Origin of the sequence: Melghiribacillus thermohalophilus, from assembly GCF_004342905.1 — a bacterium.
In the GTDB taxonomy this organism is placed as follows: domain Bacteria; phylum Bacillota; class Bacilli; order Bacillales; family Alkalibacillaceae; genus Melghiribacillus; species Melghiribacillus thermohalophilus.
Window position 1 is genome coordinate 57422 of record NZ_SMAN01000010.1, and the last position, 23609, is coordinate 81030.

At 44.1% G+C, this 23609-nt stretch carries 20 protein-coding genes; 14 read left to right on the forward strand and 6 right to left on the reverse strand.

Features of this window, described 5'->3' with window-relative positions:
• Positions 1 to 11: 11 nt before the first annotated feature.
• The 9 genes from EDD68_RS08500 to phnE (EDD68_RS08540) all read left to right on the forward strand — a co-directional run bounded on the left by EDD68_RS08500 (position 12) and on the right by phnE (EDD68_RS08540) (position 10295).
• A complete protein-coding gene (locus EDD68_RS08500; RefSeq protein WP_243646809.1) occupies positions 12 to 908 on the forward strand; it encodes a carbohydrate ABC transporter permease in 897 nt (298 codons plus the stop codon).
• Positions 909 to 989: 81 nt separating this feature from the next.
• Complete coding sequence (locus tag EDD68_RS08505) at positions 990 to 2549, forward strand: DUF4127 family protein (protein WP_165902118.1); 1560 nt, start codon at positions 990 to 992, stop codon at positions 2547 to 2549.
• Between the two features lie 12 nt (positions 2550 to 2561).
• A complete protein-coding gene (locus tag EDD68_RS08510; RefSeq protein WP_132371823.1) occupies positions 2562 to 4133 on the forward strand; it encodes an FAD-dependent oxidoreductase in 1572 nt (523 codons plus the stop codon).
• Between the two features lie 13 nt (positions 4134 to 4146).
• Positions 4147 to 5322: an N-acetylglucosamine-6-phosphate deacetylase gene (gene nagA / locus EDD68_RS08515; protein WP_132371824.1), complete on the forward strand. Its 1176-nt coding sequence runs from the start codon at positions 4147 to 4149 to the stop codon at positions 5320 to 5322.
• Positions 5322 to 6080 (forward strand): glucosamine-6-phosphate deaminase, encoded by a 759-nt coding sequence (nagB, locus tag EDD68_RS08520; RefSeq protein WP_132371852.1) that lies wholly within the window; start codon positions 5322 to 5324, stop codon positions 6078 to 6080. Before nagA ends, nagB begins: the two co-directional genes overlap by 1 nt.
• Before the next feature lie 724 nt (positions 6081 to 6804).
• The gene (locus tag EDD68_RS08525) at positions 6805 to 7731 is read left to right on the forward strand and encodes a phosphate/phosphite/phosphonate ABC transporter substrate-binding protein (RefSeq protein WP_132371853.1); all 927 of its coding nucleotides are present in this window, start codon (positions 6805 to 6807) and stop codon (positions 7729 to 7731) included.
• A 194-nt stretch (positions 7732 to 7925) separates the two neighbouring features.
• Entirely contained in the window at positions 7926 to 8693 is a 768-nt protein-coding gene (phnC, locus tag EDD68_RS08530; RefSeq protein WP_132371825.1) for a phosphonate ABC transporter ATP-binding protein, read from the forward strand.
• Between the two features lies 1 nt (position 8694).
• Positions 8695 to 9489 carry a phosphonate ABC transporter, permease protein PhnE gene (gene phnE / locus EDD68_RS08535; protein WP_132371826.1) on the forward strand — a complete coding sequence of 265 codons (795 nt, stop codon included), beginning with the start codon at positions 8695 to 8697 and terminating at the stop codon, positions 9487 to 9489.
• Positions 9489 to 10295, forward strand: a complete 807-nt coding sequence (phnE, locus tag EDD68_RS08540) for a phosphonate ABC transporter, permease protein PhnE (RefSeq protein ID WP_132371827.1) — start codon at positions 9489 to 9491, stop codon at positions 10293 to 10295. Before phnE (EDD68_RS08535) ends, phnE (EDD68_RS08540) begins: the two co-directional genes overlap by 1 nt.
• A gap of 468 nt (positions 10296 to 10763) precedes the next feature.
• Here the strand turns inward: phnE (EDD68_RS08540) and EDD68_RS08545 are convergent, their stop codons facing one another.
• The 5 genes from EDD68_RS08545 to EDD68_RS08565 form a co-directional block, all read right to left on the reverse strand.
• A complete protein-coding gene (locus EDD68_RS08545; RefSeq protein ID WP_132371828.1) occupies positions 10764 to 11864 on the reverse strand; it encodes a dihydrolipoamide acetyltransferase family protein in 1101 nt (366 codons plus the stop codon).
• 66 nt (positions 11865 to 11930) lie between these two features.
• Positions 11931 to 12953, reverse strand: a complete 1023-nt coding sequence (locus EDD68_RS08550; protein ID WP_132371829.1) for an alpha-ketoacid dehydrogenase subunit beta — start codon at positions 12951 to 12953, stop codon at positions 11931 to 11933.
• Positions 12954 to 13172: 219 nt separating this feature from the next.
• A complete protein-coding gene (locus EDD68_RS08555; RefSeq protein ID WP_132371830.1) occupies positions 13173 to 14162 on the reverse strand; it encodes a thiamine pyrophosphate-dependent dehydrogenase E1 component subunit alpha in 990 nt (329 codons plus the stop codon).
• Positions 14163 to 14608: 446 nt separating this feature from the next.
• On the reverse strand, positions 14609 to 15901 hold the full coding sequence (locus EDD68_RS08560) for an acetamidase/formamidase family protein (protein WP_132371831.1): 1293 nt from the start codon (positions 15899 to 15901) through the stop codon (positions 14609 to 14611).
• Positions 15902 to 16321: 420 nt separating this feature from the next.
• The gene (locus EDD68_RS08565; protein WP_132371832.1) at positions 16322 to 17293 is read right to left on the reverse strand and encodes a hypothetical protein; all 972 of its coding nucleotides are present in this window, start codon (positions 17291 to 17293) and stop codon (positions 16322 to 16324) included.
• Between the two features lie 587 nt (positions 17294 to 17880).
• On the opposite strand from EDD68_RS08565, the gene EDD68_RS08570 reads away from it, so the two are divergent.
• Positions 17881 to 19614, forward strand: coding sequence for a DEAD/DEAH box helicase (locus EDD68_RS08570; protein ID WP_132371833.1), 1734 nt, complete (start codon positions 17881 to 17883; stop codon positions 19612 to 19614).
• A gap of 250 nt (positions 19615 to 19864) precedes the next feature.
• Here the strand turns inward: EDD68_RS08570 and EDD68_RS08575 are convergent, their stop codons facing one another.
• Entirely contained in the window at positions 19865 to 20053 is a 189-nt protein-coding gene (locus tag EDD68_RS08575; protein ID WP_132371834.1) for a hypothetical protein, read from the reverse strand.
• A 333-nt stretch (positions 20054 to 20386) separates the two neighbouring features.
• Here EDD68_RS08575 and EDD68_RS08580 point away from each other — a divergent pair, with 333 nt between their 5' ends.
• The 4 genes from EDD68_RS08580 to EDD68_RS08595 all read left to right on the forward strand — a co-directional run bounded on the left by EDD68_RS08580 (position 20387) and on the right by EDD68_RS08595 (position 23333).
• On the forward strand, positions 20387 to 21373 hold the full coding sequence (locus EDD68_RS08580; RefSeq protein WP_132371835.1) for a helix-turn-helix transcriptional regulator: 987 nt from the start codon (positions 20387 to 20389) through the stop codon (positions 21371 to 21373).
• A gap of 342 nt (positions 21374 to 21715) precedes the next feature.
• Positions 21716 to 22276, forward strand: a complete 561-nt coding sequence (locus EDD68_RS08585) for a DUF4352 domain-containing protein (protein ID WP_165902119.1) — start codon at positions 21716 to 21718, stop codon at positions 22274 to 22276.
• Positions 22277 to 22338: 62 nt separating this feature from the next.
• Positions 22339 to 22659 (forward strand): hypothetical protein, encoded by a 321-nt coding sequence (locus EDD68_RS08590; RefSeq protein WP_132371837.1) that lies wholly within the window; start codon positions 22339 to 22341, stop codon positions 22657 to 22659.
• 359 nt (positions 22660 to 23018) lie between these two features.
• Positions 23019 to 23333 carry a hypothetical protein gene (locus EDD68_RS08595; RefSeq protein WP_132371838.1) on the forward strand — a complete coding sequence of 105 codons (315 nt, stop codon included), beginning with the start codon at positions 23019 to 23021 and terminating at the stop codon, positions 23331 to 23333.
• Positions 23334 to 23609 lie beyond the last annotated feature (276 nt).

Consider the following 23609-nt stretch of genomic DNA (forward strand, 5'->3'; position numbering starts at 1 on the left):
GGGGGATTTAGTTGAAAACCCAGCATAATAAAATTGGAACAGAAACGCATACATCTGCCCAATTGTCATCGTTGCAGAAATCTATTATAAAAGCCGGCAAAATCATAGTTAACTATGTTTTGTTGCTTTTGATTATGGCCATTATGGTGGGGCCTTTTGTCTGGTTATTTGCAACGGCTTTAAAATCGGGAAATGAAAATATTTTTGCTTATCCGCCAAAATTCATTCCGGAAAGTCCTACACTGAGTAACTTTCCAGCTGCCCTGGAAGCTTTTCCTTTTTGGCGATATTTAATGAATAGTGTTATAGTAGCTGTTTTTACAGTGTTATTGAATATTATTTTTTGTTCGATGGCAGCATACCCCCTGGCCAGAATGAAGTTCAGGGGAAAAAATGTTATTTTTATACTCATTCTTTCAACCATGATGATTCCGTTTCAGCTATTAATGATTCCTGTGTATATCTTAGCCCTAGATCTGGGGCTCAAAAACACATACGCCGGATTAATCCTCCCCCATGCAACCACTGCATTCGGAGTATTTTTAATGCGCCAGGCGTTTTTATCTGTTCCGCATGAACTTGATGAATCTGCCAGAATGGATGGAGCAAACAGTTTCCAGATATTCTGGCGGGTACTGATGCCGCTGGTCAAACCTTCTATCGTAACGCTGGCTATTTTTACGTTTGTTATGGCATGGGGAGACTTTCTGTGGCCATTAATTGTCCTGGATGACCAGTCGATGTATACCCTTCCGCTCGGTCTTCAAAAATTGACGGGGCTGTTTTCATCCAATTGGAGAATTATTGCTGCAGGATCCATTCTGAGCGTCATCCCGATTATGACCATTTTTATCATTTTGCAACGCTACTTTATCTCTGGTGCAACAAAAGGCGCTATAAAAGGATAACAAAGAGTTTTTTTATAGCTGATTTTGTATCAGTGAACAAGGATCAGCTTTAAACAGATCCGTATGAAAGAGGGGAACAAAATGAAACGCAAGCTGGCGCTTATTCCGTTAGATGCGAGGCCAATCACACGTGAACTCCCGGGGCAAATCGCTGCAATCGCCGGGTGGGAAGTTTTGGTTCCAGACTGTGAACTACTTGGTTTCTTAAAAACACCCGGGAAAAGAGATGACATTCTAGAGTGGATCTCCTCTGTAGCTGATGAGGTAGATGGATTTATCGTATCCCTGGACATGATTGGCTATGGTGGACTTGTGCCATCACGCGTTATTGAAGATGATTTTTCATCTGTCTGGAATAGAATTGAAAAGGTACTGGCAATAAAACGGCGATACCCTGAAAAAAAGATCTACGCATTCAGTTCCACTATGCGGATTTCCAACAGCTATGTAAATGAAGAGGAAAAGGACTACTGGGACAGATATGGCAGGGAAATCTGGGAATACTCCTATCAGTATCACAGATATAAGAAAACTTCTTCTGAGGAAGCAAAGATAAGAGTTGAACAATTAAAAGACTTAATTCCTGATCATATTTTACTCGACTATCTTCAAACCCGCGAGCGAAATTTCAAGATTAATAAAAAACTATTGGATAAAGTTGAGGAAATGGATATCGATCTTTTAATTTTTCCGCAGGATGATACGTCCGAATATGGCCTAAATATTATGGAACAGGAATTTCTGTCAGCTGAAATTGAAAAGAAAAGGCTTTTTCATAAGGTTTTGATTTACCCCGGGGCGGATGAAGTGGCGACCATGTTAACAGCCAGATCCATCATGGAAATAGAACAAGTGTCCCCTCCGGTTTTTTATGCATTTTTTTCTGGTGAAGCAGGAAAATTAAAGCCTGCACTATATGAAGATCGCCCCATCTATGAATCAGTAAAAGGTCAAATCTATGCTTCCGGAAGTTTTCTATCCGACACAGCAGGGGAGGCCGACCTGATTCTTGCCGTCAATGTTCCCGGTGAGAGGCAGGGTGACCTAGCACTGCAGGCAGATCTGGAATATGCAGATACCAGCGGTCGCAACTTGGGCGAGTGGATACGAAAAATCCGTTTTTTTCAGAGAAAGGATTATCCTGTAGCTATAGCTGATCTGGCCTATGCCAATGGTGCCGATCCGGCTATGATTTCCCGTGTACTGGCAGAAAAAGATTTATTAAATTATCTTATCGGTTTTGCTGCATGGAATACAGCAGGCAATACAATTGGAACAGTTGTGGCACAGGCTTCGATGGTTTACCTGAGGAAAAAACAGGGGTTAGATCTAATGTGCAAACCTCTTAAGGAACAAATTCTGCTCAGGATTCTCGAGGATTATTTGTACCAAACCGTTGTGAGAGATGAAGTTCGCCAGTGTTTAGATGAAGCCAAAGTAGATACATCAGCCCTTGAAGCATATGCGATAGAATGCTTTCTGGACAAATTCAGCCATTTTATAAAGGAACCTTCAATTCAGAAATTGATTCATAACAACAGGGTTATTCCTCAGGAGATTTTCCTTCCGTGGAAACGGACATTTGAAATGGGCATTCGAATTCTGCTGATTGAAAATTCAGAGGTTAACGGAAAAGATTGAGGAGGTGAGAGCATGGAGGAGATTACCCGGGATATTGTTATACTGGGTGGGGGAATTGGGGGAACCATTGCCGCCCTTTCCGCAGCCAAAATGGGGAAAAAAGTCGTTTTGACTGAAGAAACGGACTGGATTGGAGGTCAGTTGACTGCTCAGGCTGTACCCCCTGATGAACATAAGTGGATTGAAGAGTTTGGCTGCACCCGTACATACCGTGAATTTCGGAACAGTATCAGGGACTTTTACCTTCAACATTATCCCGTGTCTGAATCAGTAAAGGAACACAAACAATTAAACCCCGGAAATGCATGGGTCACCCGAATTGCTCATGAACCACTTGTATCTTTGCACGTCCTGAATCATATGCTGACCCCATATATCAGCAGCGGTATGATAATACTTTTGCTTTGCACAAAACCAGTCAAAGCGCAATTAAAAGGAAATGGAGATTTTATCGATTATGTCCTGGTTGAACATCTGTCATCGGGAGAATGGACAAAGCTTAACGGCAAGTTTTTCATAGATGCAACGGAGTGCGGTGATCTTCTTCCTCTTGTTCATGCTGAATATGTCATGGGGGCAGAGGCAAAATCAGAGACAGAAGAGCCCCATGCTAGAGATGACGGCCCTTTGCCCCTGGATATGCAGCCGATCACACATGTAGCTGCAGTAGATTATATAGAAGACGGCAATTACACGATTGAAAAACCGGAACAATATGAGTTCTGGCGTCACTACAGACCAGAATTTTTCAGTCACAATCAATTAAGCTGGTACGGTCCTGATGCAGAAACCGGGAAAGCCAAGAGATTTTCTATGTTTCCCGGAGAGGGTATTTCTCTTTGGGATTACCGAAGAATTATTGATTCTTCTTTATTCAAAACAGGGTTTTATGAGGGGGATATCACTTTAATAAACTGGCCCCAGAATGATTATATGCTTGGTCCTATTTACGGGGTGTCCGAAGAAGAAAGAAAAAAACATCTTGAAGGTGCACGCCAGTTGACACTTTCGCTTATTTACTGGCTACAGACAGAAGCCCCGAGACCTGATGGAGGAAGAGGTTATCCCGGAATACGGCTTCGGGGAGATGTTGTAGGAACCAGAGATGGTCTAGCCAAGCATCCGTATATACGGGAATCACGAAGAATAAAAGCTTTGACAACTGTAAAAGAGCAGGATATTAATGCAGAACTAAGGGAAGGGATGAAAAGGTGGCATAATTCTGTGGGTATAGGTGCTTACCGTATTGACCTGCATCCTACTACCCTGACTCATCAGCTGTTTTATGCACCCAGTTATCCCTTTGAAATTCCTCTAGGCAGCTTAATTCCGGTAAGAATGAAGAATTTGATTGCTGCAGGAAAAAATATAGGGTCTACCCATATCACCAATGGTTGCTTTCGTGTCCATCCTGTCGAATGGAATATCGGAGAATCAGCAGGATTTCTGGCAGCCTTTTGTGCAGAATATACATTGATTCCTTTTGACATCAATTATGATACAGAAAAATTAAAAGACTTTCAGGCTCTCCTGATAAAACAAGGGATCGAACTGCACTGGCCTGATAAGGTTGATATTCTTTAAAGGAGTTTGTAGAATGAACAGATCACTCATTCTGAAAGGCGGAACGATTTACGAGGAGCATCATGAAATCCAAAACGGTTATATCCTGATCGATCAAGGTAAAATTGCTGATATTGGATTTTGCAGGGAACTGCCGTCGGGTGACTTTCAGATCATTGAGTTATCTGAAAACTTATCGGTAGTACCGGGGTTCATCGATCTCCATATTCATGGAGCGGGCGGAGCGGATACCATGGACGCCACTCCGGAAGCTCTGAATACGATTGCATCTATATTGCCCAAAGAGGGAACTACAAGCTTTCTGGCAACTACGATTACACAATCTGAGGATGCCATTAATCGGGCACTTTTAAATGCAGGTGAATTTATGAAAAAGCAGCCCGAAGGACAGGCAGAAGTACTTGGCGTGCATCTGGAAGGTCCATTTATATCACGAAAGAGGGCCGGTGCACAGCCTGAATCCCATATTACAATGCCGGATGTCTCTCTATTTCAAAAATATCAGAAAAAAGCCCAAAACTCCATTCGCCTGGTTACCCTTGCCCCTGAAGAGAATGGGGGGCTGGAACTGGTCAAGTTTCTTTCGGAAGCAGGCGTGGTCCCTTCCGTTGGTCATTCCGATGCTACATATGACAAGATTGTTCAAGCCATTCAGGCAGGAGCGAACCATTCAACGCATTTGTTTAATCAAATGCGGGGACTGCATCACCGGGAACCTGGAGTAGTCGGTGCCGCCATGATTCATTCCGAAATGAAAGTTGAGCTGATCGCCGATGGTATCCATACAAGACCTGAAATTCTGGAATTTGTGTACAAAAATAAAGGGAAAGAAGGAATCATTTTAATAACGGATGCGATTCGGGCTAAATACCTGAAAACCGGAACTTATGACCTGGGAGGACAGAATGTGACGGTGGACGGACATAGAGCCCGTCTTAAGGATGGAACGCTGGCAGGCAGCATTTTAAAAATGAATGAATCCTTCAAAAATATGATGACCTTCACATCTGCAGAAATTAAGGATGTCATTCAAATGGCCGCGGAAAACCCGGCCAGACAGCTGAATATTTTTGATCGGAAAGGAAGCCTTGCCTCCGGAAAGGATGCAGATGTAACGGTACTGGATGAAAACTGTAATGTCGTTCTCACGATTTGCCGTGGACATATTGCCTGGGAGGTGAAAGAGTGATCCGATTAATCCGTTCAAAAGATTACGATCATTTAAGCCAAATAGCAGCAAAGAAAATAATTGAGCAAGTCAAACATAACCCGCATGCCGTTTTGGGTCTGGCTACCGGCAGCACTCCCCTTGGAACGTATCGTCTTTTAATTGAGGATCATCAGAAAAACGAAACATCTTATTATCATGTTCAAACCGTCAATTTGGATGAATATGTCGGACTTCCTTCCGATCATCCTGCAAGTTTTCACGCATTCATGAAGAAAAATTTATTCAATCTGATTGATTTAAAAGAAGAAAATATCCACCTTCCAAATGGCAACGCTAAAGATCTGGATCATGAATGTGAAAAGTATGAAAAGCTTATAGAGGATTTAGGAGGAATTGATCTTCAACTTCTGGGAATTGGAAGAAATGGTCATATTGGATTTAATGAACCTGGAACCCCTTTTTCCAGCAAAACCCACGTTGTTCAATTGTCGCCTTCAACACGAAGAGCTAACGCCTGTTTTTTCCAATCCCCTTCTGAGGTCCCTGAAAATGCCATTACTATGGGTATCAATACCATTATGCAAAGCAGAGAAATACTGTTACTGGCATCAGGTGTCGAAAAAGCGCCTGTTATGAGGCAGCTAATGGAGAAATCCATTTCTATTGACCTCCCTGCCTCCGTTCTTCATAGACATTCTAATGTTACTGTAATTGCAGATGAAGAAGCGCTGAGTAGTTGTGGGGAAAAATTGAGAAATACCAATTTTATCATTTAACTAGATGACCTATAAAAGTTTATGCAAATGATGTTTTTTACTGAAAAAAAGGTAGGGTATTCTCAGATAAAATCTGATTTTAGGGAAGATGGATCGAACAAACGCAAAACTGAAGAATACCCTAGTTTCTTCCCAAAAATTATTGACGCGATCTTGTACTAATGTTTCTATCACTTAATTTTATTTATATCAATTGGATTTTTGTCCATATATTAAGTCTAAAGTTACTGTAAGAATCTGGTATGTGAAATTGTAATTCTCACCGGGGGAAAAGGTTTTTTGGATTATAGTTCAATTACAGGAGAGTAACCTTAGCACTTATTTGTGACTGCCTTTTTCCCTTTTCACAGATTAGGGAAAAAATGGTCGAGTCCCACTGCCATATTTCCAACCGTTCATTCCCCTGGAACCCTTCTATTTTGCTTTATTAATCCTGTTTGAAGAAAATATTTATCCATATTCCCCTGAACCTTTTTCCCATTCATTTACCTTGCTAAAAAACCCATAACTTTGTCCACCGGCCGAAATCGGGCTGATTTGAAGAAATATATAATAATTTTAGAAAATCCAGGTGTTTTAAAGATTTTTCGACAAGTGACTGGCACTCTTTCGGAAATATTAATAATATGTAAAAAAGTCCAAATATTTATAGTTTTTGTGCTGATAAAATCGTATAATTTTAGTAGGAAAATGAATATAAGGGGGAATTTTTACAGTGAAACGAATGACTGGAAAAATAGGCTTCCTGATTTTGGCCGCATTGCTTCTGGCTGTTATCAGCGGATGTGGTGAAGAAGGTTCCGGTTCAGATGAAAACCTGAACCCTGATAAACTGGTCATGGGTTTTGTCCCGTCACAGGATTCTGAAAAAATAGCAGATACGGCAAAGCCGCTGGCAGACAAACTGGGTGAAATTCTGGGAAAAGAAGTAGAAGCTACAACAGTGACCAGTTACAGCGCCCTTGTTGAAGCCATGGGAAACAATAAGGTACATATCGGTTTCCTGCCGGCTTTTGGCTATGTACTGGCCAGCAGCAAATATGACGTAGAAGTATTGCTGAAGTCTGAACGTCACGGCAGCGTTACCTATCGGGCCCAGTATGTCGTCCGTGCTGATTCTCCGCTGGAAAGTCTGGATGATCTTGAGGAGCATGCTGGTGATATGATCTGGGCCTTCGGTGATCCATCATCTACTTCCGGCTACCTCTATCCGGCTGCCCAGCTGATGAAAAAATTTGACATCGAAGATACCACAGAATTGCAAGAAAATTTCTTTGAAAAGGTACTGAAAACCGGCGGTCATGACAACACAGCCATTGCTGTTCTGAATGGCCAGGCTGACATCGGAACAACCTTTGAAGATGTCCGGGAGACCCTGACAGAGGATTATCCGGACATTATGGAAGAATTAAAAGTCATCGGCTATACGGATCCGATTCCGAATGACACTGTTACCGTTCCAGCTGCCCTTGACGATGAACTGACTCAGGAAATTAAAGAGGCATTCCTGAGCTTCAATGACGACCAGGAAATGATTGAGATCATGAATGAAGTATACAACTGGGATGCGATTCGTGAAGCGTCCGATGAGGACTATGACATCGTAAGAGAAACGTATAACACGATGGGCGGAAACGTACCGCTGGATTAATCGGAACAAAAACATCCTGACGGAACAGAGTGACCAATCAACCCATTGATAAACACACTGAGGGATTAATCGGAACAAAGACATCCTGACGGAACAGGGAGAGGATCAATGCTTCTCCCTGTTTTTTAAGAATGAGAACGAGATAAATGCCTCGCATATCATGACAGGGCATGAAAGATGAAGGGGAGTTTTGCATGATTACATTTAAAGATGTATCACTTGTTTATCCCAATGGCACACAGGGGCTGAAACATGTCAATGTCACCATTGATGAAGGAGAATTTGTCGTTATCGTCGGCCTGTCCGGTGCCGGGAAATCTACATTTATTCGAAGCATCAACCGCATGGTTACCCCGACTTACGGTGAACTGTATGTGGATGGAGAAAACGTGATCCAACTCCAGGGAAAAGAACTGCGGAAACTCCGCACCAAAGTAGGCATGATTTTTCAAAACTACAACCTCGTCAACCGCTCCAGTGTGATGAAAAATACGATCAGCGGCAGACTCGGTCATACAGGCACACTGCGGAGCATTCTCAATTTATATTCCAAAAAAGACCGGGCTCTTGCTTATGAAAATTTAAAACGGGTGAACATTGAGGAGTATGTATACCAGCGGGCAGATCAGCTGAGCGGGGGGCAGCAGCAGAGGGTCAGCATCGCCAGAGTTCTGACCCAGGAGCCGAAAATCATACTGGCTGATGAGCCGGTTGCCAGCCTCGACCCGCCTACCTCCCATCAGGTGATGAAATATTTAAAGAAAATCAATCAGGAAGACCACATCACCACCATTGTCAACCTGCACTTTATCGACATGGCGATGGAGTATGCAGACCGCATCATTGGCATGAGGGACGGCGAAATTGTGTTCGACGGGCCGGCCAGTGAAGTAACCGAAAAAACGTTTGAAGAGATTTACAACCGGCCCATTCGAGAACATGATTTGAGGGGAAGTGAGTAAGATGCAGTCTACTCAACATCACATTTCCATTTACCCCAGGGGCATGAAAATGCGGGTGACCCTTACCCTGGTGATGGTTGCACTGTTTTATTTTTTCAGCCTGCATAAAACCGAGTCCGATTTCATTGAGTTTTTCAGCAATCTAGATGTAGTCTTCATGAAACTGTTAAGTATGTTTCCACCAAACTGGGATTATATCCCCCATGCGATCGGGCCGCTGATTGAAACGATCCAGATTGCGATTGTGGCCACTACTTTTTCGGTGATCATCTGTATTCCATTAAGCCTGCTTTCGGCGAATACGATCGTCAAAAATCAATATGTCTACTATTTTTTCCGAAACCTATTGAACCTGATGCGGACCATTCCCGATATCTTGCTCGCGACACTGTTTGTCAGTCTGTTCGGGGTCGGTATCCTGCCGGGAATTCTGGCTTTAACGGTGTTTTCCCTTGGCATTCTCGCCAAACTTTTGAGTGAAACGATTGAGACCATTGACCCCCGTCAGCTGGAAGCCATTCAGTCAACGGGAGGAAATCTATTGCAGGTCATCTGGTATGGTGTCGTACCTCAGGTTTTGCCCCAGTTCATTTCATATGGCCTGTATGTTTTCGAATTGAATGTCCGCGCATCCCTTGTACTCGGATTTGTGGGCGCCGGCGGAATCGGTTCCATCATTGACACGCAGCTGAACTTCTTGCAGTACAAAAACGTGATGGCTATTTTAATTTTGCTTCTGGCGGCGGTCATTTTTATTGAAACCGTCAGTAACTTCTTGAGAAGGAGGGTGGTCTGATGGAAAACAATGGGTCTCTCCCTCCTAAGCCAGAAAGATTGAAACAGAAACGGATCCGAAACCTTGTGATTGCCGTCATCCTGCTGGTGATTTACATCTGGGCTTTTTCAGGGGTCATTCGGGCGATGGACTGGTCCATGTTGCAAAAACTGGATGAAAACATCAGACAGGTGCTGCCGAAACTGTTTTCCCCAGATCTTACGGAGTGGCGAAAAGTGTTTGATAAAATATTAGAAACGATTTTCATCGCCTATGCTGGAACGCTGATCGCTGCTATTCTGGCCGTACCTTTTGGATTCTGGGCTGCCAAAAACATGGTGAAATCGCCTGTGTGGAATACGATGGGAAAATGGTTTCTGATTCTGGATCGGACGTTTCCGGAACTAATTCTCGCCATTATTTTTGTCATTTCCGTGGGTCCCGGAGCCTTTGCAGGGGTGCTCACCATTGGCCTCACCGCCTTTGGCATGCTGGGGAAACTGTATGCCGAGGTCATTGAAAGCATTGACATGAAAGTAGTGGAGGCCATGGAAGCCAACGGGGCAAACAAAATCCAGATACTCTTCTATGGCATCATGCCCCAGGTACTGCCTGAATTTTTATCCTTTGCCCTTTACCGGTTTGAAATCGACATTCGGGCTTCCACGATCCTCGGACTCGTGGGTGCCGGGGGAATCGGCACGCTCATCTTGATCACAGCCCAGAACCGCAACTGGCCGCAGCTCGGTTTTATCATTATTTCCATTGTGGTGGTCGTCATCGCGATCGACTATATTTCCGGAAAACTCCGGAAGAGGCTTGTGTGAGGAATCTGGATAGGTATTTTGCCCCATAACTGTGCGTCCTGACACAGTTATGGGGCATTCTTTATCACAAGATATGCTTTAAATTGTTACTCGGAATCTGGAGTTTATAGGTTTGTGCCTGTTTTTGCTGATTCAGGTAGTCTACCCTTCGAAAGTTAAGGGACGTATAATCATATAAAGAAAACGTCCTTTACAGTAAATAAGTATTGCAAAATTGGAAGTTTAGTCATTATAAACGTCTTATTCCGCCAGAGCCGCTCGAACTAAATGGTAATTGCCTGGCTTCAGTGTCCCTTTTTCCCATCATCTACCATCTACACCCAATCCGTATGCAGTTATATGTTTACCACCACTATGGTTAAATAGATTTAAATGTCATGCCAGATTTCTCCTAAAGCCATATGACAATTTTACCACTTTCATCATTTAGTTTTATAAATAGATTCCGAAGCAGTTAATATGATTGAATTAGTTTTCGAGGATGCTGGTCAGAGTTTTTAGGAATCGGGCTGCGGGAGCCCCGTCGACAGCTTGATGGTCAAAGGTCAGGCTCAGGGGGAGTCGTTTTCGTTCTACGATTTCCCCATCTTCTTTCTTTAGGTACTCTTCAATTTGTCCCACGCCGAGAATGGCGATCTCCGGCGGGTTGATGATGGGGGTAAAGAAGTGAATGCCGTATGCTCCGAGGTTTGTCACGGTAAAGGTGCTTCCAGAGAGCTCATCCTTTGACAATTTCAGGAAGCGGGCCTGTTCTGCTTTCGTGTTCACTTCTTCCTCCAGCTCAGTCAGAGATAATTGCTCCGCGTTGTTCACCACCGGCACCATTAACCCATGATCAGTATCTACTGCAATCCCCAGATGGATTTTCTCACTTTGCTTTAACTTTCCATTTTCCAGCGTTCCGTTTATATAAGGATGTTCCTTAAGGGCCTGAATGACCGCAGACAGAATCCAGGTATTCCAGCTCAATTTTACCTCATGCTGGCTGCGCCGTTCCGAGAGACTGGTGACATCAGCATAGGCTGTTTCCGTCAGCTGGGCACTGTTATGCAGGCTTCCCATCATCCGGGCAGCAATGGTTTTGCGAATTCCCTGAAGCGGCCTGCCAGGACGTTCTTCCGAAGAAACCCCTTCTGCCGCTGTATTTCGGATATCTTCTTCGGTAATTTTTCCTCCTGGTCCGGTTCCGATCACTGCTGTTAAATCGACCCCCAGATCTTTAGCGATTTTGCGCAGGCGGGGAGCAACGCGGACAAATTCTTTCTTTTTACCATCTTTTATGTCTGTGCTGACCGTTGCTCCAGATTTTTCCGTATCTTTTGAAGCCTGGCCTGGTTCTGGGTTAATGATGCATAGTACATCCCCGACTTTTGCAACCCCACCCCGGGGAACAAGGATTTTTTCTAAAATTCCATCCGTCTCGGCTTCAATTTCTGATACGGATTTTTCCGTCTGCACTTCCACAAGGGTATCTCCCTCGGATACTTCATCCCCCTCCTGTTTATACCAGAACACAATCGAACTTTTTTCGTGGTCATCATCCATTCTTGGAAGTTTTATTTCAAACATAGCTTGATCACCTCTCTGTGTCAGACTTCCTCATAAATATTACCGTGCTAGTGTGTATGAGCATGTTTATTCTGAAATCATGGCTTTTACCTGTTTGTAAATCGCATCTGCATTAGGAATGACATAGTTTTCCATCGGACGGCTGTAAGGAATCGGTACATCTGGAATAGCGAGGCGCTTGATGGGATGTTCCAGATCGTACAGAGCTTCCTCGGCAACTACGGCACTGACTTCAGCTGTCATCCCATAGGATCGGTAGTCTTCATCTACCACGAGTAGATTATGAGTTTTTTGAACGGAATGAATAATCGTTTCCCTGTCCAGAGGTACAAGGGAACGCAAATCTATGACTTCCGCATCGATTCCTTCTTTCGCCAGTTTATTCGCAGCTTCCAGTGCGTACACCGTCATCATCTGAATGCCAACAATGGTCACGTCTTTTCCTTCACGCATCACTTTTGCTTTGCCGAGGGGTACAGTGTAGGATTCTTCCGGCACATGGCCGACCGAAGCCTCAATCAGATCCATCCAGCCGAGCCCCTGCAGGGATTTGTGGAACATGAATACCACTGGATTATCATCCCGAATGGCCGATGTCATCATACCCTTGATGTCATATGGAGTGGTAGGTGCCACCACCTTCATACCCGGCAGATGAGCAAAGGAAGAATAGAGTGTCTGAGAGTGCTGGGCAGCATCGTTATAGCCGCCGCCGACAGCTGTGGTTAACACCATGGGAAGTTTTACATTTCCTCCCGACATATATGGAATTTTAGCCATATGGTTGTAAATCTGGTCCATACAAACCCCGTGAAAATCCACAAACATTAACTCCGCAATCGGCCGCATGCCTTCAGCTGCAGCACCTATAGCAGCCCCGATGAAGGCTGTTTCCGATATTGGTGTATCCATGACCCGATCCGGCCCAAACTTACCCAATAACCCTTCGGTTGATCCGAAAATACCTCCGTATTTTCCCACATCTTCGCCAAGGACAAAAACCTCAGGGTTCTTTTCCATTTCCTGAGCGATGGCCTCAGCCATGGCTTTATTTCCCGTTAACATCCGTTCTTTTTTGGTCGTTTCCATCTCACAAACTCCTCTCATTTTTAAATGATTTTGCAGCTGGCTTCAGCACTGTGACAAGCGGGGGGATGCCCTCAACTTTCCTTTCGTTGAGTTTTGCTTATTGTGGAATGAAGAAAGATATGCTACAAACGGTCTCTCTAAAATCATCTGTGCTGAATGTATTCATCGTTATTTCACCGCTGACTCATGTGGCAGTTTAATCCCACCCTGTTTCCCAACTTATTCCGCAAAAACATCCTGAAGCGCATCTTCAGGGGCGGGATCAGCACTATTCCGGGCAAATTCAAAGGCCTGATCCACCTCATTTTTCACCGTTTCTTCACGTTCTGTTAGTTCTTCTTCAGTGTACAGGTTCTGTTCGAGCATATAGTTTTTCAGGCGAATGATCGGGTCTTTTTCCCTCAGTGAATCGGCTTCACCTTCCGGGCGGTACAGCTCGGGATCCCCCTGGAAGTGCCCGAGGTAACGGTAGGTTTCAATTTCAATGATGGCTGGTCCCTCACCGGCACGGGTCCGTTCAACGGCGCGTTTGGATGCTTCATACATGGCCATCGGGTCGTTGTCCTTCACTTTTTCGCCGGCAATTCCATAGGCAGGAGCGCGCAGGTCATTAGATTCCACAGCGGTAGAGCTTTCCTTTGTCACCGAAATGCCGTATTTGTTATCTTCCACGACGACAATTAAAGGCAGATTCCACAGCGCTGCCAGATTTAGTGACTCGTGAAAAGCGCCAGAGTTGGCGGCACCTTCCCCAATGAACGCAACCGCCACATCATCGGTTCCTCTTTTTTTGGCGGTTAATACTGCTCCCACTGCATGGGGAATGCCCGCACCCACAATTCCTCCGCATGAAAATTTGACGGAAGGATCAAACAGGTGCATATGCCCGCCTTTTCCTTTGCCGAGCCCTGTTACTTTTCCGAAAATTTCCGCGGTCATTTTTTTCAAGTCTACCCCTTTGGCAATAGCATGGTGATGGGGCCTGTGGGGGGATGTGACCGTATCATCATCGGTTAAATGGGCGCATATGCCAACCGCTGCAGGCTCCTGTCCATTCGACAAGTGCATTTCGCCCGGTACGGGTCCAGCCCCAATGTTAAACGCAGGTGCTTTTCCTTCCATGTAGGCCTGTTCCATTTGTTCTTCAAAATAGCGGCTTTTCACCATGGTTTCATACATCCAGATGAGTTTTTCCTTTGGAATTTCCATTAAAATACCTCCTCATTTTATTTGGTGAGCGTTAAAGGGAGATGAAATGATCCTGTGATTTTCGTTCTGAAGGGTCACTTCCGGGATATGTGAAAAACGTTTGTCGTGTAGTGCCAGCATCGCCTCTTTTCGATAAAATACAGATAGTAAGCGCTTACATATAACAGAAAACATACAAGCGCTAGAATAATTTCGTAAGCCAGCCTGCGAGATGCAGGCTAGCAAACAATCGATCGATTTGTAGTGTCACAATTGGGATTCTTTGTTTCGGAAAAGGTACAAGAAAGTGCAGTGTGATTGGAGTCATGCAGTTGTGAATGAAGGGAAAGTGATTTATGTTGAATCCTGCTTCGAGTGACAGATCTATTATTTTATATTAAACAGGCATAAGTGTGATGACTTGATTTCTTCTGGAAAAGGTAGTTAGATCGGACTGGTCAGACTGCTTATTCATATTGTTCTTCAGCCAGTTCCAGTAAACCAGCTTTATCCAGCATCTTTTTTGGCACTAGAAATGTGACGGTTACAACTCCAGGGTGGCGCCCGATTTCAATATTTCCGTTGATGGTTACCCGGTTCATCACTTCAGGAACGGAAATGCCTAGAAGTTTTGCGGCCCGTTCCATTCCATTGGTGGTCGCATCATTGAGGTTAGCGCCTGTTCCCACAAACTGAAGGGGAAGGGATTCTTCAACGGATGGAAGCCCCCAGGATTCCGCTAGTTTTCGGGCGTCTTTTTTCTCCTCATCTGTGAAGGGTCTGGCTAAATGGGGCAGATCTTCTTCAACAGGCAAAATAATGGGGCCTTCCAGGTGGAGGTTTTTCAGAACATCCACTTTCAAGTTGACGATGCCCGATACATCAGTCGTATGACCGGCAATTTCTCCGTCTCCCTGCATCGCATGCATATCCCCTAAATAAACGCCACCTCCTGGTACTTTTACCGGACAAATCACAACAGCGCCGGCCCGTACACGGCTAATATCCATATGTCCATCTGTACGGTCTTCCAGTTCCTCAGCTGTGATGCCATAGTCATGGGGAGCATCAATTAGAAATTGACCAAAGTCTCCGGCGTTATGGGAATCCGGAAGTGGTCTTGCCGGTGTTGTGCCAAGCTGTCCAAGAAACGGACGCATCCGGGCCATGACTCCGACCAGGTCGTGGGGAGCAAAAGACACAATGGGGTTCTGGATGGAGTTTTCCGGTGTCTGCATATATTGTCTGGCATCGTTTGCTACTTTTTCCGCACCCTTTTGGTCAAGGGTCAGTCCGATTGTCCGTTTGTCATTGAAGGTCATCGTATACGCATTGGTGAAAACAAAAGGGGTGATGTCTTCTCCACAGGTTTTGCAGCGAACGGCTTTTTCACCAATTCCTTTGATCTCGGTCTCAGGGTTTAAGGTGTTACAGTTTGGACACTTTCCTGCGACAAAGGGGTCTCCGAGGAATCGGCCTTCGATGGGTTGATCATTGCCTGAGGCAGTTGCGATGGAAGTGACTTCGATGGACTGAATATGTATGGCAATCGCATCTCCAACCTCAGCTCCTTCTACATAGACGGGTTTTGTGACTTCATGACCGCCTTTTAATTGAGGTGTAATCATCGGGCCCCAGCAGCCGGGTGTTGTATTTGCGACGATATGGCCGCCGTTCTTGACCGCATACTTCATTTCCTGAAAGGGGTCTAAAATACCATCTGTAAATTCATTGATATAAACGGTTCGCTTAGGTTCCATACAATCATCCTTTCATACCTTATTAGGTAGATTATATCTAACTATTTTTAAAGTTACAAAAATTTTGAATTGTTTTGGTGCCAGTCACCTGTCAATACATTCTGGTTTTTTCGACAGGTGACGGTGGTTGATGCCCTTATCACAGACATTTATACGACAAACACGAATACCCTGCCTGAGAAGCTTATTTATGAATGATACACGAAAACAAACCCGTTTTGAAAGGAAAGGAGAAACGGTACGGCAACATTTAGAACAGGGATACCAGTGATTGCGACTGCCAGATCATTCAAGCGTGCATCGCGATACAGTGTATCCCTGGATCATGCTTGCTTGTCCAAACAGGGAAAAGAGGGATGAAAAAGAAACCCAAAAGCCCCCTGTCAATTTTTCTGGGCTTGACACCCGGCACCCTTGTATTTAAATATCCAGCATCTCATAACATTCTTCACAATATTTATAGTTGTCTTCCAATCTTTCAAATCGGTTGTCTTCTCCGATCCTTCCACACGACGGGCACCTAAATTCATTTATACTTCGGTAGGCACCAGGGAGTATTTCTTCCAGCTCTTTCCCCCAGTCGTGCCACAGCCAGACATCCTCCGTTGAGAACATATGCCGTATTTCATCAAAATATTTTATATTCTTGCGGAAAAAACAATGAAAGGCCCTGTTTTCCTTCAACTGGCCTTCCAAATTCAAAACTTCTATCGAATAGATCATCTTTTGTTTTCCCCTGGCTTCCCGCATTTCCCGTTCGAGGCTTTTCAACTGCTCATCATCCTGATTCAGCAGACGCAGCATCCGATACATTTCCCTGGCAATGGGACCGTCATCACCGCCATTAAACCAGATATCATCATAGTCAGGAAACTCAAACCACTGATCCATTTTCTTTAAAAGACGGCAAACCCCGAGATGGTTTTCGGGTGAAGGCAGACAATGACGCAAATCTTTTGCCTCACCATGAAAGTCGGCAAAATCCATATACAAAAACACATAATCATCCCAGTAGCTGTCATAAGGATCACGAGCCTCCGGACATTCTTCCAGGCAGTCCAGACTGCAATATCGGTTTTCTTCAGCATCAATGACATAGATATCGTCTATCGCAGAAAAACAATGATAACATCTCTCAGGAGTCGCCTGAACCATCCATTCCCAATTCAAAACATGAAGCCATCCTTCCTTCGTGATGGGTCTCAGTAAATAACGGCCGATATAGGCGCTGGCTCCAACCCTGGCGCCGGCACGCTTAATGGCTTTCCCTAAACGAGGTTGGTCCTGTTGTAGTTTCTCCCATATTTCCTTGCTTGTCGCTCTCCGCTCCTCCTTAAAAAAATTCCTGATCCAGTCATCGAACAACTTACGATTTCTTTTTGCCAGTTTCATCACATCGCCTCCCTTAATTTTGTGGAAATTTATATAGAACAGATGGTGTCAAACATCTGCCAGAACCCCTGCATCTTTTTTAAAATTCAGTCCTTTATCAGGTACCTGCAACCATTCGATCTGTGCCAGGGACCTGACGAAACCCTACCTGATGTAACGGCTTTACAAAACCCTTTCTTTTGTATACTGTTTGTATGACCATTATGACCTGACTTGTCTTTTAGAGTAATAGATTGGTCCATTTCCATAAGTCACATCCTCCTTAAAGCCTCTCTCATACGACGGGGTACCATTCTCCCAGTAGTCCTTCCTGCGTACATGGGGTTTTCTTCTGGTCTCACCTCCGTATTTAAGCTGGTCGTTTTGTAAAAGTCATTCGTCCACAGGGTCATCCCTCCTCATTTCTGGTTTGGTACGAGATCCTTTCAGGGAGGACCTTTCTTCATTCGGCAATATACATACGGCCATTACACTTTGCTACGCAGCGTTTATTCGACAGGTGACTGGCACCATGTGGGGGAGCACACCTGTTTGTCAAATAATGTTATACTTTAGGTAATAGATTCGGAGATAAAGGTGGGAGGAGCATGAAGGAATATCCATCGGAGCAGGACATCGAAAAAGCGCTAGATCTGCTCATCCATGTGTATGGTGTACCTGATAAGCATATTCATGCACTGCTTGGGAAGGATCAGCTAAAAAAACTAAATCAGCTTCTCGCAGACCTCGGGAAGGATATATTACATAGAAGAGAACTGATGCGGCTATACATCATGCGAAAAGGAGCCGAGCTGTTTGCCGGTCATTCCAGAGCCATTCGGGAACTGAGAATCTATCTTTTAAAACAACTGGATGACAAAAAGGTAGAAGAACTATATAAAAAACACCCCAATCCGAAAAAGAAAATTACAAGCGTGAGCTACATGTACAGAGAACTGGCCACAAAAAGGTGGTTTTCAGGTGGCGTCTGGCCCCGGGATTTTGTGAAAGCACTTGGCCTGCCAATCATTTTTGCCGGAATCTCAGCCCCGCAAACTGAGAAAAAAGAAGTTTTTGAAGATATCAAACCACGGAAAAGGGTTCCAAAACTTGCCCCTTATCAGGAAAAAATGAAAGAAGAGATGCTTGAGGTCCTTCGGCTGGAGGGCAATCACACCCGATGCATGCTGTCCCTTCCGACAGGCGGGGGAAAAACGAGGATCGCCGTGGAAAGTTTTATCGAATGGATGCAGCCCCGCTTCCATGAAGGTAAATATATGATCTGGATTGCCCAGAGTGAGGAACTGTGTGAACAGGCCATCACCTGTATTGCAGATATGTGGATGGATAAAGAGTTTCCTGAGACTCTGCGAATTTACCGATATTTTGGCGGAAACGACATCAAACCGGATGCTTTAAATGGCGGAGCGGTGGTCGCCAGCATCCACCAGATTCACTCCCGTTTAAAAAAAGAAGATGCATTTATAAAAGAAGTCCTGAAAAACTGCGGCGCCATGATTATTGACGAAGCCCACCACGCTGCGGCAAACATGTACCAGAACCTGTTTCAAAAAGCAAAAAAATGGACAGAATCAGAGCTTTTTGCAGTATGCGGCTTAACAGCAACACCCGGGAGAAGCGATCATTCCATCCATACCCTGGTGGATCAGTTTGAGGCTTATTTAATTAAGCCGGAAATTCACGATGACCCGGAGTACGCCGAGAATCCCCTGAAATATTTCCGTGACCAGGGGTATTTAGCTGTACCGAAACATTATGTTTATGAAAATAATCGGCCAATCAAAATAGATGAAGATGACATTAGGGACAAGGAAGGGGAATTTACTCCGGAATTCCTCCGTGTACTTGCGGAAGATCAGGAGCGCAATAAAATCATTGTAGAGCAGCTGCAAAATATACCAGCAGGAAGTCCCACGCTTGTATATGCCTGTACCGTTGAGCATGCCGAATTTTTAGCATCCGTAATGAATTCGCTCGGGCGAACGGCTGTCTCCATCTCAGCCAAAACACCCAAATCAGTACGGAGAATGCATATTGAAGCCTTTAAAAATGGTGAAATTGAATTTCTGTTTAACTTCGGCGTTCTCACTACAGGCTTTGACGCTCCAAAAACAGAGTATATTGTCATCTGCCGCCCAACCACAAGCGAAGTGCTGTACGAACAAATTGTCGGCCGGGGACTTCGGGGACCGAAATTTGGCGGGACAGAGGAGTGCGTAATCATTGATTTTGCGGATAACATTTTAAACCTGGGCCCGCCCCTTGCTTACACCAGGTTTGATCATCTGTGGGGGAATTATGAGGAGAGGGAGAGAGTGTAGGTTTCATATTTCCTAAAGGTATTTATTTAAAGTAAACTATTTTCAGTTGATTGGTAAGCACTGATGAACATAGACAGAAGGATTGCTTGAAAACAATCAGCTGTTTAAACAGTTAAAAAGTACCCCATAACTGTGTGGTTGAATACAGTTATGGGGTTACTGGTTTTTGGAACTCCTGGATTTATAAAATTAATACCTAAAATTTTCCCGCTGTTCATCCGTTAAATCCTCAGGCTTAATCCCGTGCTTTTTACAATAGTGATACATCTCTCGTATTTTCAATCGAGGAGGTTTTCCTGTGAACATATTTTCCATCAGGGTGAAGGTTGTCATATTCATCCATGATTATTTCAACATCCAACATTTCCTCATGTTGCCTTCTGGTGGCGGTATAGCCTCTTCTGGTTCTTTTCATCTCAAACAAGCTTAATTTGACCATATCTTAACACCCCCTGGCATATAAGCCTGCGTTAACCTGCGAGATGCTTGTTCATCCAAAAAGTAATATGGAATACCATTCATTTCACTGGCAAATAGGGTACCTAGATTCTGGTAAACTAATTCATTTTTGTTCATTTTAGCAGTTAAATCAAAAACCCTTCAAAGTCTTCAAAACTTTTCGACAGGTGACTGGCACCGGAATAAGGTGTCTGGATTATATCTGGTAAACGTATTAGAATGGAAAATAATGAATTTTCTAAGGGGAAGCGCAATCATGAAACAAAGATTATTCGACTAGTAACAGGCACCGGCAAAGAAGGAGGTTCTCGTTATGCCCGACATTAACGCGAGTCGCAGATTGCTCAAGCTGAAAGAAATCCTGTTTCGGGAAACGGATGAAGAGCATGAGCTGTCCATGAAAGAAATCATAACCAAACTTCAACTGGAATTCGGGGAAGAAGCTGACTTCGACAAACGAACCCTCAAGCGGGACATCGAAGCCTTAAACGATGAAAATTTTGAAGTCATCGTCAACACCGGGCCCCACGGCAAAGCTATGTACAGCCACCAGGCCCGCCTGTTTGAAACATACCAGCTCCGGCTGATGGTGGATGCGATTCTGTCTGCCCGATTCATCACCGAAAAAGAAAAAAAGCTCCTGATCGAAAAAATCAAACAGCTCACCAGCAGACATATCGCCAGATCCCTGCCAGATCCACTCATTTACTATCAGTCCGCCAACCCGGACTATAACCTGATCAAACTCAACATCGACCGGATTCACGAGGCCATTTCCAGTAATCATGTGCTCCACTTCAAGTACGGCAAACATAACGTCAAAAAAGAATTCGAATACCACCGGGAGGGAAGCTGGTATGACGTTGAACCCTATGCCCTCATCTGGCAAAACGATTTTTATTACTTAATCGGCAAGTTCAGACCCACTGAAGAATTTCGCCACTACAGGCTTGACCGGATGCGAGACGTAACGGTAGCCGATGAAAAGTTCCGCCGCGAACAGCTCGACATTAAGCAGTACATTGATCAGTCCTTCCACATGTTCGCGGGCGAAAACCAGTGGATCAAAATTCAATTCCACAACGACCTCATTAATGTTGTACTTGACCGGTTTGGTCTCGATGCGGATATCAGACAGGTGGATGACGAGCATTTTCTTTTAACAACGAAAGCCAAAATCAGTAAGGGACTCAAAGGATGGATTCTCACCTGGGGCCATCAGGCAAAGGTCATCGCCCCCGAATGGCTGGCCGGAGAAATTAAAGAAGAGATTCAGCAAATGCAAAAGCTTTATGAGTAAACATATCTCTTTTGCATCAGGCGCAATTCAATCAACGCTGAAAAATAAAGCAGGATTGGAGTCTAAATGGTAGAAAGCCAGCAACTCAAAACTGCGAAAAAAACTCCCATACGAAAAACATGCTTAAAAAGTTTCACTCAGGTATGCCAGAAATGGCATACCTCTTTTTTTATACTCATACATGAAAGGTAAAAGGAAAACGTACCTAAAATCCGAGCAGTACCTGATCTTTTTTCAATACATCCAGGAGGAGGGAGAAGATTGGGAATACATGTTCACTGGCACTGAACGGATGGAAAGGTACGAATGAAAAACTCGAATTCATACAGGGGGAATTTGAACATGAAACACAAATTCACATGGATGCCTGGATTCTTCATTGTTTTTGGAATCATTCTCGCCGGATGCGGCGAATCAACCGTGGAAAAAGTGGATGAAACGGATGAGGTTTCAGAGGAAGAAGGACAGAATGATGGGCAAACATCGGAAGAAGGCAAGGATGAAGAACCGAAAACAGACGTATTTGCCGTTGGAGATACGGTCAAATTTGATGACCTAAACCTTACACTAACCGGTGCAAGAGTCGTTGAGGACGATCTGTTTGATCCGGAATATGATAAGTTTGTAGCCGTTGAGCTCGAGATTGAAAATACTTCCGATGAGAGCGCAGCCATTTCAACCATGCTCAACATGGGCCTGATGACTGCTGATGGCTACACCATGGATATGGCACTGGTCGACGGAAAAGGAAGTCTTGATGGAGAATTAGGACCAGGCCGAAAGATGAAAGGCGAAATCGTCTTTGATGTGGAGGAGAGTGACTATTACGAATTCATCTTTGAAGACCCGTTCACCACAGGACAGGCGATCTGGAAAATAGAAGCGGGCGATATTCAAGAGTAACCCGGGCGGGGAGAACCATCTCCCCGTTACACCATCTTCATTAAAAAAGGAGGCGTTAACAGATGAAAACATGGGTTTCTGTACTGGCGATAATTGGAGGGTTATTCGGCATCGGAAGCGGATTTCTTGTGACTGCTGCAGGATCTTTATTTGGGGAAAACGAGATGGCCAATGACGGCTCGCTGATGTTCTGGCTGTCAGCCCTGGCCATGATATTAGGATTTACAGCCTGGAAGTTTCCCAAAGTAAGTGGAACAGCCATCATTGTCATTGGACTGTTAGGGTTATGGTATAACGGATTATTTTATCTCATCGGATTTATTTTCCTATTGATCAGCGGCATTCTGGCATTTCGTATACCGAAAAAAGAAGAGGCAGCGTAAGAGGGGTCATTGGTGATGGATATATCTATTACAAGTAGGATCTTATTACACACAAAGCCACTGTCGTACCTATTCGAGTGCTTGGATTGAAATGTTCATCAAGAGATATTCAGTAAATGTAAAAACCTTACCTATGAAGGGCATCTTTTAAATTCTTCTATTAGAAAACCTCCCCAAAAAGTTTCATAAAGGTAGGTATGCCGGAAATGGTATACCTCTTTTTTTATACTTACATTAAAAAGGTAAGTGAAATAGTTTCCGAAACTAGATACATGAGAAATCTACTGGAAAAACAGTATTTGTGGGGAAATAATGGCTTTGATTTTTTGCTGCACTGATTTTTAGTCTGACAGCCTGCGGTGAGGAGTTATTATCGGATCCAGGAAGCGAATCGAGTTAAACAGCCAGTTCTGAGTCAAATAGCTCTACACAAACCCAGAACAAAAAGTTGCGCAAACTCATCCGGCAAGTCTGCCAATTCCGAAGCAAAAGATCTTCCGCCAGAAGAGTTTGCAAAAGTCTTTCAAAATCCAGCAGGCTATATCGGCATAGGGGTGGAATTTTACGGACGAATCTTTGTACAGCCAGAAAGGGACAGTGAAGGAACCTATCTTCAGGTATATGGAGACGACAACTTTGAACGAAGCGTGATTGTAGCTATCCAGATCCCGTAGCCACCGATGATATCATCGATGTCAAGCTGGACTTTCAGCCGTTTGTATTAGAGGTGGGAGTTCCGTTAAAATACCGGAACCTGATCGAGAAAAATCCATAAATATACAGAAAATTCTACAAATAACAGGGTTATATGGTAAAATGTAGATGATGGGAGTAATTAAGCTATAGAGTTTTTGGGTGCGAATACGAAGTAAACAAAAAACCCCGGAAGTTTCGCATCAGAAAAATACACATAAATTTGGATTAAGAAGTGAAGTATTTGGTAAAGAAGT

What these genes read in the sequence shown, in the direction of transcription:
- EDD68_RS08570 (WP_132371833.1), top strand. Translation starts at nt 17,881, where the DNA reads ATGAAGGAATATCCATCGGAGCAGGACATCGAAAAAGCGCTAGATCTG.
- EDD68_RS08510 (WP_132371823.1), top strand. Translation starts at nt 2,562, where the DNA reads ATGGAGGAGATTACCCGGGATATTGTTATACTGGGTGGGGGAATTGGG.
- phnC (WP_132371825.1), top strand. Translation starts at nt 7,926, where the DNA reads ATGATTACATTTAAAGATGTATCACTTGTTTATCCCAATGGCACACAG.
- EDD68_RS08580 (WP_132371835.1), top strand. Translation starts at nt 20,387, where the DNA reads ATGCCCGACATTAACGCGAGTCGCAGATTGCTCAAGCTGAAAGAAATC.
- phnE (WP_132371826.1), top strand. Translation starts at nt 8,695, where the DNA reads ATGCAGTCTACTCAACATCACATTTCCATTTACCCCAGGGGCATGAAA.
- EDD68_RS08550 (WP_132371829.1), bottom strand. Translation starts at nt 12,953, where the DNA reads ATGGAAACGACCAAAAAAGAACGGATGTTAACGGGAAATAAAGCCATG.
- EDD68_RS08555 (WP_132371830.1), bottom strand. Translation starts at nt 14,162, where the DNA reads ATGGAAATTCCAAAGGAAAAACTCATCTGGATGTATGAAACCATGGTG.
- EDD68_RS08525 (WP_132371853.1), top strand. Translation starts at nt 6,805, where the DNA reads ATGACTGGAAAAATAGGCTTCCTGATTTTGGCCGCATTGCTTCTGGCT.
- nagA (WP_132371824.1), top strand. Translation starts at nt 4,147, where the DNA reads ATGAACAGATCACTCATTCTGAAAGGCGGAACGATTTACGAGGAGCAT.
- phnE (WP_132371827.1), top strand. Translation starts at nt 9,489, where the DNA reads ATGGAAAACAATGGGTCTCTCCCTCCTAAGCCAGAAAGATTGAAACAG.
- EDD68_RS08590 (WP_132371837.1), top strand. Translation starts at nt 22,339, where the DNA reads ATGAAAACATGGGTTTCTGTACTGGCGATAATTGGAGGGTTATTCGGC.
- EDD68_RS08545 (WP_132371828.1), bottom strand. Translation starts at nt 11,864, where the DNA reads ATGTTTGAAATAAAACTTCCAAGAATGGATGATGACCACGAAAAAAGT.
- EDD68_RS08505 (WP_165902118.1), top strand. Translation starts at nt 990, where the DNA reads ATGAAACGCAAGCTGGCGCTTATTCCGTTAGATGCGAGGCCAATCACA.
- EDD68_RS08585 (WP_165902119.1), top strand. Translation starts at nt 21,716, where the DNA reads ATGAAACACAAATTCACATGGATGCCTGGATTCTTCATTGTTTTTGGA.
- EDD68_RS08575 (WP_132371834.1), bottom strand. Translation starts at nt 20,053, where the DNA reads ATGGTCAAATTAAGCTTGTTTGAGATGAAAAGAACCAGAAGAGGCTAT.
- EDD68_RS08560 (WP_132371831.1), bottom strand. Translation starts at nt 15,901, where the DNA reads ATGGAACCTAAGCGAACCGTTTATATCAATGAATTTACAGATGGTATT.
- EDD68_RS08565 (WP_132371832.1), bottom strand. Translation starts at nt 17,293, where the DNA reads ATGAAACTGGCAAAAAGAAATCGTAAGTTGTTCGATGACTGGATCAGG.